Below are 14,047 nucleotides of genomic sequence, written 5' to 3' on the forward strand. Positions count from 1 at the left end.
CTATTCAGCTAAACCTTTGTTTTTCAACAAGTTTTAATCAACATCACCGCCGATGGATGTGCATTCTACAGCATTCCTCCCCCAATGCAACTACTTTTTTTAATATTTTAGTATTTTTTAAAATTATGAGTATTGAGTGGGTATTTAATAATCAAATTCACATCATTCAGTATGATATTGATAAAAAATCGAACACTTTAACTTTATTAAAATTAGATTAGAATAGTCTCTATTATTTAACTGACTAGAACTATGTTACTAAATGGCTATATTTAAAATCAAAAAAGCCGTATTGATCTCCCTACTGCTTTTGATGTGCAGCTTTAGCCATGCCAATTCCAACCAGAACATTTATCAAATGACCCTATCTATTTTGAGCTATGCCAAAATTTCATCTCCACAACCAGATTTATGTCTAATTGATAACACTGTGGCATTAGCAGAGTTTAATCAAATAATTCTAAAGCAAAATTCAAAGATCAAAGCACAAAATATTCATGATTACGAATTAAACAAGACCAATTGTGATGTTATATTTTTCTCTAAATCTTCTCCAACAGTCGAACAAAAGCTCATCGGAGAATCCCTAAACAAATCAATTCTCTCATTTTCAACAAATAATGAAGATTGCGAGGTTGGAAGTGTTTTCTGTCTCTATAGCAATAAAGCAGGTATTACAAAATTTAAAGTCAATTTAGACAGTCTTGCAAAAACTAAAATCCACGTTGATCCTCGTGTATTACTTCTTGCACAGAACATGGAGTAATTCAGATGATTGATAAATTTTTTGGATTAACTTCACTCCAATCACTATTTAGAAGATCACAATTTTTAATTTTTGCGATTACTTTTTTGATCTGCACTTTAATTTTTACAACGATTTCAATTTTTACGGTGAAATCATACGCCAATCAAAACTTAACCTTAGTGAGTCGCACAATTGCGGAACGCATTCAACCTGCTCTTGTTTTCCAAGATAAATACACTTTAGACAATATTTTACACGAGTACACACAACAACACTCAATTCGCCTTATCCAAGTATTGGATAGCAATAAAGTTAAAATCACTGAAAGCAGCAAACTGAGAGATCGCCACTCAGAACTTCAAACTTGGTTTGATGGATTATTTTTCTCTAAGCCAATTCAAATTGACATTACTCACAATGGACAATTGGTCGGAGAACTTCATCTATTCGGCAGTTCTCAAGATATCATTTTATTCATTATCAAGATTTGCTTAGCCTTGATCTTAGGTATGCTTTTTATGATTTTCGCCTTATGGTGGTCGGTTAATGCAACCTATCGTCATATTATGAATTCTATATCACCAATTATTCATACAGCACAATTAGTGAGTCAACAAAAAGCATACAATCTCCGCTTTCCAAAAAATGATATTCAAGAATTTCATCATCTAAACTCAGTATTTAATCAACTGTTAGAAGAAATTCAATCTTGGCACAACCAATTACAGTCTGAAAATACGCAGCTTAATTATCAAGTACAACATGATGAATTAACACATTTACCAAACCGACATTACTTTTATAAAGTTTTGTGTAACCTTTTCGATCAGCCTGATAAACGTGAAAATACTGTTTTGATTTTTATAGATAACAATAAATTTAAGTCTATTAACGATCAATATGGTCATTTAGTGGGGGATGAAGTGTTGAAAGAGATGGCAAACCGATTAAAACAAAACACTCGTCAAAATGATTTTGTCGCAAGATTAAGCGGGGATGAATTTGCAATTATATTAAGTCCTGTCAGTCAGGTTGATCACTTAATTTCGATCGCCGAAAATCTTATAAAATGTTCTGATGAGCCATTAAAATATAACGGACAATCAATTCATTTTAGTTTTAGTCTTGGTATTGCTTTGGCTAAAGAAGCTCATAACCCAGAGGACTTAATTTCTCAAGCAGACCAAGCGATGTACAAAGCGAAGAATCTAAAACATCATTGGCACATATTTCAACAATAGAATTTTTACTGAGGATTAATACCTATGCTCAACCGTAGTTTCAAACTTTTTATCATGAGCATTCTTTGTATAGGATTAAGTGCATGCTTGGGTATGGGATCTTTAAGCTATAAACAAGTAAAAATGTTAAAACAACAAGGTTTCGTTCTCACAGAGGAAGGTTGGAGTTTAGGACTACCCGAACGACTTCTTTTCGATTTCGATCAGGCTGAAATCTCTCAAAAAAATCGTGAACAGATTCAACATCTCGCAGCACAACTAAAAAAATACAATTTAAAGAAAGTCCGTATCGTCGGTCATACCGATCTTATTGGCAATCCAGATTATAATTTTAAACTTTCTGAAAGCCGTGCTCGAAGCGTAAGCACTATTTTTATTGAAGAGGGTTTTAACCCTGCTCATATCCAAACCATTGGTCGCGGTTCAACCCAACCTATTAATACTGCAAATACTGACGCTGCCCATGCAGAAAATAGACGCGTTGCTGTTATTATCGTGCCTTAAACATTCAACAAAAAAAGATCCTGATAGGATCTTTTTTTAACAGCAAAAATCAGACATAAAAAAACCGCTTAACGCGGTATCTTTTATCTGACCATTTATAATTAAATAAATGGTCGGAGCAGTAGGATTCGAACCTACGACCCCCTGGTCCCAAACCAGGTGCACTACCAGGCTGTGCTATACTCCGATTACATAGGTTTGTGTTGGGGTGAATGACGGGATTCGAACCCGCGACAACCGGAATCACAATCCGGGGCTCTACCAACTGAGCTACATCCACCATCACAAAATTTGGTTCTATAAAATCAAGCGACCAATGGCGCGCCTGACAGGATTCGAACCTGTGACCATCCGCTTAGAAGGCGGATGCTCTATCCAACTGAGCTACAGGCGCATTACCCATGATTGCGAGATCATTGGAAAACCTTTGCCTTGAAGAATTGGTCGGAGCAGTAGGATTCGAACCTACGACCCCCTGGTCCCAAACCAGGTGCACTACCAGGCTGTGCTATACTCCGATTCATCTCAGCTTTTGTACCGTTCAACTTATCGTTTGATGTATCGTTCGGTACGGTGTGCATTCTAGGCGTGACGCTGGACAACGTCAACACCTATCTTCAAAAAAAATCAAAAAAACACTTCAAATGTATATTTATCAAGCATTTTGACTAATATTAACGCTTTAATGACGCACTAAAGTTTAACATTCGATCTAATGGTAATTTAGCGCGCTCTGCTAAAGCGGGATCAACATGCACTTCCTGATCACCATGTCGTAAAACATGCAAAATGCCATCCAATTCATTCATTGCCATCCATGGACAGTGTGCACAAGAACGACAAGTCGCTCCCTCACCTGCCGTAGGAGCCTCAATCAAAGTCTTATTCGGCACCATTTGCTGCATCTTATAAAAAATACCGCGATCGGTCGCAACAATCATTGTTTCATGCGGTAGTTCTTTTGCAGCCTTAATCAATTGCGAAGTACTTCCTACTGCATCAGCAACATCAATCACTGATTCTGGTGATTCAGGATGGACTAAAACTGCAGCATCAGGATAGATGGCTTTCATCTGAGCGATGCCACGTGCTCTAAATTCTTCATGTACGATACAAGAACCATCCCAGAGCAACATATCCGCTCCAGTTTTCTTTTGAATGTAACGTCCTAAATGCTGATCAGGTGCCCAAATAATTTTTTCACCTAAACTATCTAAATGCTCAATAATTTCGACAGCACAACTAGATGTTACCACCCAATCTGCACGTGCTTTTACCGCAGCTGAGGTATTTGCATAAACCACAACAGTATGATCAGGATGAGCATCACAGAACTTGGTAAACTCATCTACAGGACAACCTAGATCGAGTGAACAAGTTGCCTCTAAAGTAGGCATTAAAATGGTTTTGTTAGGTGATAAAATTTTAGAAGTTTCACCCATAAACTTCACACCAGCCACAACGAGTGTTGTCGCATCATTGTCACGCCCAAAACGTGCCATTTCAAGTGAATCTGAAACACAACCACCAGTAAGCTCCGCAAGCTCCTGTACGACTGGATCACAATAATAATGAGCAACCAATACCGCATTACGCTTTTCCAATTCAGCTTGGATCTCAGCAAATTTTTGCTGCTTTAACTCTGGTGTTAAATCTTGATTGCTAGATTCACCAATCAGGTCTAAATGAGCTTGAACAATTGCTTTCGCATCATTTGCAATTAAATTGGTTGCATCATTCATTATTTGCATCTCTATCCATAGCGCTTATCAATATAAGCAATTACACACCGATTGGATTTGACCAATCATTAAAATTTGATAAATAAAAAGCCTCAACAGGGAGGCTTTATTTATTTAAGAACGATAATCTGCATTGATCTTGACATAATCATATGACAAATCACAGGTGTAAACCGTATCTTTGGCAGAACCACGACCCAAATCAACGCGAATTGTAATTTCTGATTGATTCATTACTTTAGCACCAGCCTCTTCTGTGTAATCTGCCGCTGCACCACCATCTTTGCAGATCTGGACATCATCTAACCATACTTGGATTTTGTCGACATTTAAATCTTGGACACCAGCATAACCAATTGCAGCCAAGATACGCCCCCAGTTAGGATCAGAAGCAAAGAACGCTGTTTTTACCAAAGGTGAATGTGCAATGCTGTAAGCGATATCACAACACTCTTGCGTATTTGCACCACCTTCAACTGAAACAGTTATAAATTTGGTTGCACCTTCACCATCTCGAACGATCAACTGAGCTAAGCGCTTCATAACACGTGTAAGTACATCTAAAACAATAGAATAACGAGCATCTTCTTCAGATGTAATTTCAGCACCACCTGCTTGACCAGTTGCTGCAAAAATACAAGAGTCATTAGTAGATGTATCACCATCAATCGTGATGCGATTAAATGATTGTTCGACCGTGGTTTTTAATAGTTTTTGAACCAATTCACGAGCAATAGGCGCATCTGTCGCTACGAAAGACAACATTGTTGCCATATTAGGACGGATCATTCCTGCACCTTTTGAAATACCCGTCATTGCATACACAACCCCGTCAATTTCAAATTGTTCAGAAGCGCCCTTAGGCAAAGTATCGGTCGTCATAATACCTAAAGCTGCCTGAGGCCATACATCATCTTCAAGACTCTCAAATGCTGGTTTTAACCCAGCAATCAAACGCTCCATTGGTAATTGTTCACCAATTACGCCTGTTGAGAATGGCAAAACCTCGTTCTCATTTACACTAGCAATTTTGGCAAATTCAGCACAAGTGTCCTTTGCATTTTTCATACCTGTAGGACCAGTACCTGCATTCGCATTGCCTGTATTAATTACAAGGTAACGTGGATTTGTTTGAGACAAATGCAGTTTTGAAATATGTACTGGCGCTGCGCAAAAAGCATTTTGGGTAAATACACCTGCAACTTGAGTGCCTTGTGCGAATTCAAATACAACCAAGTCACGTCGATTTGGGTAACGTATATACGCTTCTGCTGAGCCAATTTTCACACCCTTTACCACATGCATTTGTGGCATTGATACGTCACCCACCGCCATTTTTGATTGTCCGAATTAAAAAAAATGATGGCTAAGCTTATTAGAAATTAGAAAAAAAATCGAGTGAATAAGGCATTAGGGTTGATTGAAATGAATGATTTGAAATAAATATTGATCCCTAAAAACAATAAAGCCAGTCAAAGACTGGCTTGTGTACGAATTCTAAAATTAATTAGAGACAGTTTGTTCTAATAAAGCTTGTTTTGCTTTTTCTTGACTTGAACTTGAAAGAGCTGGATTTGATGCAACAATACGATTTGCTGTAGCTGGAGTTGCTGGTGCAATTGCAGCTGTTTGAAGAATAATTGGTCGACCAGCCGTATTACCAAGTGTATAACGAATACCAGTGCGTGGACTTATCACCGTTGTGGAGTCATTTTTAACTTCAGTTTGTGCTTGAGTAACACCCGCAGCTGCTTGAACTTTCGCTAGAGGTACAGTTTTTGTATCAGTATTGGCAAATGCAAAAGCTGGTAAAGCAAAAACTGCAAATAAAGCCGGTTTTAGTATTTTTTTCATTGTCGCTTCCATATATTCAATCATGCAAAATTAAATAGCATTAACTGAGAAAATTGGCAATGCTTATTCACATGAACTGACCAAGCACTATAATAAAATAAAAAAAGCAGAACCTAAGTTCTGCTTCATGAAATTTAGATTTTACCGTGACACTGCTTGTATTTTAAACCAGAACCACATGGACAAGGTGCATTACGGCTTTGAGGTGGCGTAATCTCAACTTCATTCTGATCCAATTCTTGAGTATTAACTGTTTGCTCACCTGTTAAACCATCAACTTCAGCATGAGAAAGTGAAAGTTGCATCGCTTCAGCTTGAGCTTGCTGCTGTGCTTCCATTTCTGCCAGCTCTTCAGGCGTTGGTAAACGTACCAATGAAAGATCTGTCACAACATCAGACTTAATGACAGCTAACATATTTACAAACAGATTGAATGCTTCTTTCTTATATTCCTGCTCAGGATTCTTTTGCGCATAACCGCGTAAATGAATACCTTGACGTAAATAATCCATCGCTGCTAAATGATCTTTCCAGTGGCGATCTAAAGAACTTAACATAAAGTTTCGTTCTAACACTGCTGCAGATTCAGCACCCATTTGTTCACGACGCGCACGATAGCGTTGTAAAACCTCATCAGTGATACGACGTGCTAATGCTTCTTCATCTAATCGACGATCTTGATCCAACCATTGCTGCACAGGAAGATCAATATTAAAGTCTGAGCGTAATGCAGATTCAAGACCTGGGACATCCCACTGATCATGAATTGATTCAGGTGGGATATACGTTTCAATCACCCCTTTCATCACTTCTTCATGCATTGACTCGATGTATTCTTGCAAAGTACTTTCTGCCAGAATTTCATCACGCTGTGAGTAAATAATTTTACGTTGTTCGTTATTTACATCATCATACTTCAACAGGTTCTTACGAATATCGAAGTTACGCGCTTCAACTTTACGTTGCGCGTTTTCAATCGAACGAGATACCATTTTATGTTCAATGGCTTCATTTTCTTGCAGACCCATTGCACGCATCATTGCGACGACACGATCACCCGCAAAGATACGCATCAAATCATCTTCTAACGACAAGAAGAAACGCGAAACACCTGGATCACCTTGACGACCTGAACGACCACGTAATTGGTTATCAATACGACGAGATTCATGACGTTCAGAACCAATGATGTGTAAACCACCAGAATTCAGCACCAGTTGGTTATTTTGTTCCCATTCTGCTTTTAAACGTGCTTCATCTTCAGGAGTTGGATTTTCAATTTTTGCCAGTTTCGCTTTCCAGTTACCACCGAGCAAGATATCCGTACCACGCCCTGCCATGTTGGTCGCGATGGTCACCGCACGTGGAGAGCCGGCTTGCGCAATAATATCCGCTTCACGCTCATGCTGTTTGGCATTTAGTACTTCGTGTGCGATACCCGCTTCTTTCAGTTTATCCGATAAGATTTCAGAAGCTTCAATTGTTGCCGTACCAATCAAAATCGGTGCAACACCAGCTTCATGAATTTTCTTAATTTCTTCAATAATCGCATTGTATTTACCATTACGATTCAAATAAATTAAGTCATTCAGATCTTTACGAATCATTGGACGATGGGTTGGAATCAACACCACATCTAAGCCATAAATTTCTTTCATTTCAGCAGCTTCAGTATCTGCTGTACCTGTCATACCTGAAAGTTTACGGTATAAACGGAAATAGTTTTGGAATGTGGTCGTTGCAAGCGTTTGGTTTTCAGGTTGAATCTCTAAACCTTCTTTCGCTTCTACCGCTTGATGTAAACCTTCAGACCAACGACGACCAGGCATCGTACGACCTGTATTTTCGTCGACAATAATCACTTCACCGTCATGGACAATATAATGCACGTTACGTTGATACAAGTAATGTGCGCGAATAGAAGCTGTCACATGATGAACAAGATTTAAGTTGGCTGCAGAATATAGACTCTCACCTTCTGCCAATAATCCCATCGCAATAAGTTCACTTTCAATGGCTTCAAAACCAGCTTCTGTGATTTCGACTGAACGTTGCTTTTCATCGATCCAGAAGTGCCCACCATCTGCAACTTTTTCTTCTTTTTGAGCATGTAACTTTGGCGGAATCGCATTCATTGCCGCGTAAAGTTGTGAGGAATCTTCGCTTTGACCCGAAATAATAAGTGGAGTACGTGCTTCGTCAATTAAGATTGAGTCAACCTCATCGATAATCGCATAGGCAAGACCACGTTGTTTTTTCTCGGCTAACGAGAACACCATATTGTCACGAAGATAGTCGAAACCAAATTCGTTGTTTGTACCGTAGGTAATGTCTGCTCGATAAGCTTCTGCTTTTTCGACAGGATTCTGCATGGAGTAGATCACCCCAACAGATAATCCCAAAAATTCATAAAGTGGACGGTTTAACTCAGCATCACGTTGCGCCAGATAATCATTGACAGTAATAACGTGAACACCTTGTTCACTAATTGCATTTAAATATACAGCCAAAGTACCCATTAGGGTTTTACCTTCACCTGTACGCATTTCTGCAATTTTACCTTCATGTAGGGTAATACCACCAATCAACTGTACGTCATAATGACGCATACCCATAATACGCTTACCAGCTTCACGACATACTGCGAAAGCTTCTGGTAACAAGCGATCAAGACTTTCGCCGTTTTTATAACGTTGTTTGAATTCTTCTGTTTTTGCAGATAAGTCTGCATCACTTAACACAGATATCGTCGGCTCGAGCGCATTGATCTTCTCGACAATTTTGCGCATACGCTTCAATTCGCGCTCGTTTTTAGTACCGAAGATTCCTCCGATCAGACTTGCCAACATATAGACTCTCTAAAACTTACTTATCAAAATGATTTTTCTCAAACGTTATTATGGTGCTAGAAATTTGAAGTACAAGGGTTTTAAACAAATGCAATCAAAAAATTTCTGGATTATTTTCCATGACGCATGAGCAACGGCGAGTTAATGTAGCAAATTTGATCAGAAATATATATCGTTCAAATTCAAATTTATGAACGTTTATTTGCCTTCAGACATTCAAATAAATCTGTTTTTTTCATAACTAAATAAAAAAACACTATTTTTAATTATAAAGAGTTTCCGCCATATTAATTTCAGCACATTAAGGTTTTGATAAGAATAGAGGTATATATGGCATTACGTTTAGGTGACACCGCTCCAGACTTTGAACAGCAATCAAGTGAAGGAGTAATTAATTTTTATGATTTTCTAGGAGATAATTGGGGAGTTTTATTTTCACACCCTGCCGACTACACTCCCGTATGTACGACGGAATTAGGTTTTACAGCAAAGCTAAAAGACGAGTTTGAAAAACGTAATGTTAAAGCGATTGCTCTCTCTGTAGATGATGTTGAATCACATCATGGTTGGATTAAAGATATCAATGAAACTCAGTCTACCACTGTAAACTTCCCAATCATTGCTGATCAGGATCGTAAAGTTTCGACTTTATATGATTTCATCCATCCCAATGCCAGCGAGACCCTAACTGTCCGATCTCTTGTGATCATTGATCCAAATAAAAAAGTACGCTTGATTATTACGTATCCAGCGTCAACTGGTCGCAATTTCCATGAAATTTTACGTGTTATAGATTCATTACAGTTAACAGATAACTATAAAGTGGCAACCCCTGCAAACTGGCAGCATGGTGAAGATGTTGTGATTGTTCCCTCTATTAAAGACGAAAATGAAATTCAACAACGCTTCCCTAAAGGGTACAAGGCAGTGACACCTTATCTACGTTTAACACCTCAACCTGATCTTGATTAATTTTGACGAGCCATCAAGTTTCAGCGTTCAGCCTATCCTCAGATAGGCTTTTTTTTGATTATGGCTTATATTCTTTAACATATTGATTTAAAAAAGGATTCAAATTATAGTTTGAATCCTTTTTTCTAAAACAAAGCAAGAAACTATTGACGCTTATCCAGTGGTACCCAATCAATCACCCATGCTGATTTCATATTTAAACTTGCATCACTGTTAATTTTCTTACGTAACGCATCTGCCGAATCACGATCTTTAGATGGACCAACCATAATTCGAATACCTTTCGACGTCGGACTCTTCGTTACCTTATATCCTTTAGCACGAAGCTTAGCCGCAAGCGCATCTGCATTCGCCTCATTCGCAGCCAATGCCACTTGAACCATCCATTGACGATCTCCATTTTCCAGCAGATCACGAGCTTTTTCTGCCTCAGCTTTTTTCTTCGCTTCTTCAGCAGCTTTGCGTTTTTTCTCTTCTGCAGCTTTTTTATCAGCTTCAGCTTTCTTCTTCGCTTCTTCTGCTTTACGTTTTTCCTCAGCAGCTTTTTGCTCTGCTGCTTTCTTTTCAGCTGCACGTTTTTCTGCTTCGGCTTTACGCTTTTGTTCTTCTGAGGATTTCGCCTGTTGTTCTTTTTGCTCAGCTAAACGCTTCTGTTCAGCTATGCGTTTTTCTTCAGCCAAACGCTTTTGCTTTTCAGCTTCATCCTCAACCAATTCAGGAGGAATATTGTCTGAACTTTGCTGAGCAGCGTTTCGACGAGCATTCATTGCAGCATATTCTTCAGCAGCGCGACGTGCGGCTTCAGCTTCGGCCTCTTGTTGCATTCTTAAATATTCAGCAGCACGAGCCTCTTGCTCTGCCACAGCTTTCTCACGAGCACGTCGTTGCTCTTCAAGTAAACGCTTTTCAGTTTCCACATCAACTGTGAGAGGTTGAAGTTGTACTGCTTCAGGTTCATTCTTTTTTTGTTGAACAGCTTCAACCGGTTGTTCAACATTATTTTGGTGGATCTCTTCTTTGCCTTTTAGAAGTAATGCTGCCAATAAAACACCACCACCCAATAAAACAACACCACCCATCCAGCGTTGTTTGTTATTCATTGACATTCTCTAAATACTCCCAGACCGCTTCTAAGGTATGAAACGAACCACACACCAAAATCAGCTGATTATTTTTTGTTTCTTCAAGTGCTGATTTAAATGCGACCTGTACATTTGAATACTGTTGTACTGTCTCACCTTGAAGCGCTGACTCTAATTGTTTTAATGGTGCTGCACGAGGCACATCCATCGGCGCAATTTTCCACATAAATACCGTGTTTTTCAATAAATTAACGACTGAATCTATATCTTTATCCGCTAACATCGAAAACACAGCGATAACTTCTGTGTACTGTTTATTGTATTCTAAATAATTTCGCAATTGCTTTAACAAAAATTCTACACCATGCGGATTATGTCCCGCATCGAAAATCACTGTTTTTCCTGCGATTTCCCTTATTTCAAATCGACCTGGTAAATGTGCTTGAATAATGCCCTGCTCTAGTGCAGTTTGAGAAATTTTCAATCCACTAACCAATAATGCAGCCACGGCAGTAGAAACATTATCTAGGGCCAACTGACCACATGGTAATTTTAAGGTCAGTGCTGAACTTGAAAATGTCCAAGTTTTACCATCACCATTTGCTTGATAAAAATAATCCTGATTTAGACATGACAGCGTCGCATTACATGCAATCACTTTATCCTGAATTGATGTTGGAAGTATTTGTTGCCCACCAAAAATGACTGGAATATCTGGACGAATAATACCCGCTTTCTCAAAAGCAATTTTTTCAATGGTGTCACCCAGCCAATCTGTGTGATCCAATCCAATATTGGTAATGACAGCAACATTTGGATTAACGACATTCACAACATCCAAACGTCCCCCAAGTCCAACTTCCAACACCCAAACATCACATTTCTGTTGTTTGAAGATGACAAAAGCTGCGAGGGTTGTTGCTTCAAAGAAAGATAAACTTAAATCACATTCACGTCGTGCTTGATCAACTTGAACGAATGCTTCGATCAGAAGCTCATCTGAAACTTCCTGACCTGCGAGTTTTACACGCTCATTGAAACGATAGATATGCGGAGATTGATAGAGACCGACTTGATATCCTTGAGCATTCAGAATAGAAGCTAAGGTTGTGGTTGTTGAACCCTTACCATTCGTACCAGCGACAGTAATGACTTTCACTTGCGGGTGTGTAACGCCCAATTTTTCAGCCACAGGAATGACGCGTTCAAGCCCTAAATCAATTCCTGTAACGTGAACATGGCTCCAATAATCGAGCCATGTTTGTAAACTATCTGTACTGAGTGGAGCAGTGAGGTTCAAGGCAAATTCATCAATTTCGCTACGATACGATAAACTGTATCACGTAATGCATGACGATGAACAATTTGATCGACTACACCATGATCAAGCAAGAATTCAGCACGTTGAAACGGCTCTTCTAACTTTTCGCGTACAGTCTGTTCAATGACACGTTTACCAGCAAAACCAATCATTGCTTTAGGCTCAGCAATATGCACATCACCCAACATGGCTAAAGATGCGGTCACACCACCATATACTGGATGAGTTAATACAACAATGTACGGAATACGAGCATCTTTCATTTTTTGAATCGCAGCTGATGTACGTGCCATTTGCATTAAAGAAAGCATTCCTTCTTGCATACGAGCACCACCAGAGGCAGCAAAACAAATCATTGGCTGTTTGGTTTCAATCGCACGCTCTGCTGCTTGTACAAATCGATCACCAACTACCGTACCCATTGAACCGCCCATGAAATCAAATTCAAATGCACAAGCGATTAATGATAAACCTTTGATTTGCCCTTCCATCACCACGAGTGCTTCAGTTTCGCCAGTTTTCTCTTGTGCTTCTTTCATACGCACAGGATAAGCTTTGCTATCGACAAACTTGAGTGGGTCTTTTGCAACAAACTCTTGACCTAATTCTTTTGCGGTTTGATCAAAGAACCAATTTAAGCGGTCACGTGCTTTCATTTTTAAATGCTCATCACATTGAGGACAAACATAAGCATTGAAAGACATCGCCGTACGAGTCACCAGAGCATGACATTCTGGACATTCAATCGTAGGCTCAGTAAACGTCGCTTTTAACGATTGCTGTTGATCAGGGATTTGAATACCTGGTACTGAACGATCTGTCCAAGGTGTTGCAGGTGCTAAAGTTTTCCCTGATTTAACTTCTTGATTCATACTAACTCATCGAGCGCTGCTCGAAGCTCCTTGACTTTATTGACCGCCTGTTCAACTGCTTGATCAGGAGTTGTCTGTGCAAATGGTTTAACAAAAGCACTACCAACAATGACCGCATCCGCTGCGCTTCCGATTGCTTTTGCAGAGGCTGCATCACTAATACCAAAACCTACACCAACAGGTACATCCGTCATCGACTTGATTTTTTCGATGCGTTGAGCAGCTTCATTCACATCTAAAGTCGCTGCACCTGTTACACCCTTCAAAGACACGTAGTAAATAAAACCACTCGCTTGATTAGCGACATGTTGAATACGTTGATCTGTAGATGTTGGCGCCAACAAGAAGATCTGATCCATATCAAACTTTTTCAAGACAACATCGAGCGCTTGTGCTTCTTCAGGTGGTAAGTCCACCAAAAGAATACCGTCCACACCACAGTCATGAGCAGTTGATACAAATTTTTCATATCCAATGACTTCTACAGGATTCAAATAACCCATCAACACCACTGGTGTATCTGTGTCCTTTTCACGGAATTGCTTGACCATTTCCAATGCATCCAATGTATTTGTACCGGCTGCCAATGCACGCTCAGCCGCAAGTGCAATCACTGGACCATCGGCCATTGGATCTGAAAATGGTAAGCCAAGTTCAATTACATCCACACCTGCTTCCACCATTTGATGTAACAAAGGAACCGTTACGTGTGGATGAGGGTCACCTGCCATGACATAAGAAACTAGAGCCTTACGCTGTTGAGATTTAAGCTGTGCAAATCGTGTGGCTAAACGTGACATAGGGATGTACTTTCCTTGAATTGTATAGAATTGAGGAGTTGGTTTTGTAAAATACAAGACGG

Annotated in this window: 13 protein-coding genes and 4 tRNA genes; 5 read left to right on the forward strand and 12 right to left on the reverse strand. The window is 39.3% G+C overall.

From position 1 onward, the window contains the following. From AC1M9P_RS13685 to yfiB, 4 genes are all read left to right on the forward strand, one after another. The coding region (locus AC1M9P_RS13685) for a hypothetical protein (RefSeq protein WP_481587978.1) at positions 1-221 on the forward strand (221 nt) is incomplete at its 5' end. Positions 222-262: 41 nt separating this feature from the next. Beyond that, positions 263-766: a regulatory sequestration protein YfiR gene (gene yfiR / locus AC1M9P_RS13690; RefSeq protein ID WP_481587979.1), complete on the forward strand. Its 504-nt coding sequence runs from the start codon at positions 263-265 to the stop codon at positions 764-766. A gap of 5 nt (positions 767-771) precedes the next feature. Beyond that, on the forward strand, positions 772-1,989 hold the full coding sequence (gene dgcN / locus AC1M9P_RS13695) for a diguanylate cyclase DgcN/YfiN (RefSeq protein WP_481587980.1): 1,218 nt from the start codon (positions 772-774) through the stop codon (positions 1,987-1,989). Positions 1,990-2,013: 24 nt separating this feature from the next. After that, the gene (gene yfiB, locus AC1M9P_RS13700; RefSeq protein WP_481587981.1) at positions 2,014-2,493 is read left to right on the forward strand and encodes an outer membrane lipoprotein YfiB; all 480 of its coding nucleotides are present in this window, start codon (positions 2,014-2,016) and stop codon (positions 2,491-2,493) included. Between the two features lie 110 nt (positions 2,494-2,603). Here the strand turns inward: yfiB and AC1M9P_RS13705 are convergent. The 8 genes from AC1M9P_RS13705 to secA all read right to left on the reverse strand — a co-directional run bounded on the left by AC1M9P_RS13705 (position 2,604) and on the right by secA (position 8,938). Beyond that, positions 2,604-2,680: transfer RNA gene (locus AC1M9P_RS13705), tRNA-Pro, on the reverse strand. Positions 2,681-2,697: 17 nt separating this feature from the next. After that, positions 2,698-2,773 (reverse strand) — tRNA-His (locus AC1M9P_RS13710). 37 nt (positions 2,774-2,810) lie between these two features. Next, positions 2,811-2,887 (reverse strand) — tRNA-Arg (locus AC1M9P_RS13715). A 47-nt stretch (positions 2,888-2,934) separates the two neighbouring features. Beyond that, a tRNA-Pro gene (locus AC1M9P_RS13720) sits at positions 2,935-3,011 on the reverse strand. Between the two features lie 156 nt (positions 3,012-3,167). Next, positions 3,168-4,235 carry a quinolinate synthase NadA gene (nadA, locus tag AC1M9P_RS13725; RefSeq protein ID WP_481588014.1) on the reverse strand — a complete coding sequence of 356 codons (1,068 nt, stop codon included), beginning with the start codon at positions 4,233-4,235 and terminating at the stop codon, positions 3,168-3,170. Positions 4,236-4,349: 114 nt separating this feature from the next. After that, entirely contained in the window at positions 4,350-5,570 is a 1,221-nt protein-coding gene (gene argJ, locus AC1M9P_RS13730) for a bifunctional glutamate N-acetyltransferase/amino-acid acetyltransferase ArgJ (RefSeq protein ID WP_481587982.1), read from the reverse strand. Positions 5,571-5,738: 168 nt separating this feature from the next. Next, positions 5,739-6,089, reverse strand: a complete 351-nt coding sequence (locus tag AC1M9P_RS13735) for a hypothetical protein (RefSeq protein WP_092768561.1) — start codon at positions 6,087-6,089, stop codon at positions 5,739-5,741. A 134-nt stretch (positions 6,090-6,223) separates the two neighbouring features. Beyond that, complete coding sequence (gene secA / locus AC1M9P_RS13740; RefSeq protein WP_035267914.1) at positions 6,224-8,938, reverse strand: preprotein translocase subunit SecA; 2,715 nt, start codon at positions 8,936-8,938, stop codon at positions 6,224-6,226. Between the two features lie 330 nt (positions 8,939-9,268). Here secA and AC1M9P_RS13745 point away from each other — a divergent pair, with 330 nt between their 5' ends. After that, entirely contained in the window at positions 9,269-9,910 is a 642-nt protein-coding gene (locus tag AC1M9P_RS13745; RefSeq protein WP_481587983.1) for a peroxiredoxin, read from the forward strand. Positions 9,911-10,053: 143 nt separating this feature from the next. Here the strand turns inward: AC1M9P_RS13745 and AC1M9P_RS13750 are convergent, their stop codons facing one another. From AC1M9P_RS13750 to trpA, 4 genes are read right to left on the reverse strand one after another with little or no spacing between them, the layout of a single operon-like run. After that, positions 10,054-11,016 (reverse strand): SPOR domain-containing protein, encoded by a 963-nt coding sequence (locus tag AC1M9P_RS13750; protein ID WP_481587984.1) that lies wholly within the window; start codon positions 11,014-11,016, stop codon positions 10,054-10,056. Next, positions 11,003-12,292: a bifunctional tetrahydrofolate synthase/dihydrofolate synthase gene (folC, locus tag AC1M9P_RS13755; protein ID WP_481587985.1), complete on the reverse strand. Its 1,290-nt coding sequence runs from the start codon at positions 12,290-12,292 to the stop codon at positions 11,003-11,005. Before folC ends, AC1M9P_RS13750 begins: the two co-directional genes overlap by 14 nt. Next, entirely contained in the window at positions 12,289-13,185 is an 897-nt protein-coding gene (gene accD, locus AC1M9P_RS13760) for an acetyl-CoA carboxylase, carboxyltransferase subunit beta (RefSeq protein ID WP_035267924.1), read from the reverse strand. The genes folC and accD overlap by 4 nt, the downstream gene beginning before the upstream one ends. Next, positions 13,182-13,985, reverse strand: coding sequence for a tryptophan synthase subunit alpha (trpA, locus tag AC1M9P_RS13765; RefSeq protein WP_035267926.1), 804 nt, complete (start codon positions 13,983-13,985; stop codon positions 13,182-13,184). Before trpA ends, accD begins: the two co-directional genes overlap by 4 nt. Positions 13,986-14,047 lie beyond the last annotated feature (62 nt).

Source organism: Acinetobacter sp. 25-47-122, from assembly GCF_056779695.1.

Excerpts from the sequence above, each read along its gene's own strand:
- trpA (WP_035267926.1), bottom strand. The coding sequence starts at position 13,985 with ATGTCACGTTTAGCCACACGATTTGCACAGCTTAAATCTCAACAGCGT.
- secA (WP_035267914.1), bottom strand. The coding sequence starts at position 8,938 with ATGTTGGCAAGTCTGATCGGAGGAATCTTCGGTACTAAAAACGAGCGC.
- AC1M9P_RS13745 (WP_481587983.1), top strand. The coding sequence starts at position 9,269 with ATGGCATTACGTTTAGGTGACACCGCTCCAGACTTTGAACAGCAATCA.
- yfiR (WP_481587979.1), top strand. The coding sequence starts at position 263 with ATGGCTATATTTAAAATCAAAAAAGCCGTATTGATCTCCCTACTGCTT.
- yfiB (WP_481587981.1), top strand. The coding sequence starts at position 2,014 with ATGCTCAACCGTAGTTTCAAACTTTTTATCATGAGCATTCTTTGTATA.
- accD (WP_035267924.1), bottom strand. The coding sequence starts at position 13,185 with ATGAATCAAGAAGTTAAATCAGGGAAAACTTTAGCACCTGCAACACCT.
- nadA (WP_481588014.1), bottom strand. The coding sequence starts at position 4,235 with ATGAATGATGCAACCAATTTAATTGCAAATGATGCGAAAGCAATTGTT.
- AC1M9P_RS13735 (WP_092768561.1), bottom strand. The coding sequence starts at position 6,089 with ATGAAAAAAATACTAAAACCGGCTTTATTTGCAGTTTTTGCTTTACCA.
- dgcN (WP_481587980.1), top strand. The coding sequence starts at position 772 with ATGATTGATAAATTTTTTGGATTAACTTCACTCCAATCACTATTTAGA.
- argJ (WP_481587982.1), bottom strand. The coding sequence starts at position 5,570 with ATGGCGGTGGGTGACGTATCAATGCCACAAATGCATGTGGTAAAGGGT.
- AC1M9P_RS13750 (WP_481587984.1), bottom strand. The coding sequence starts at position 11,016 with ATGTCAATGAATAACAAACAACGCTGGATGGGTGGTGTTGTTTTATTG.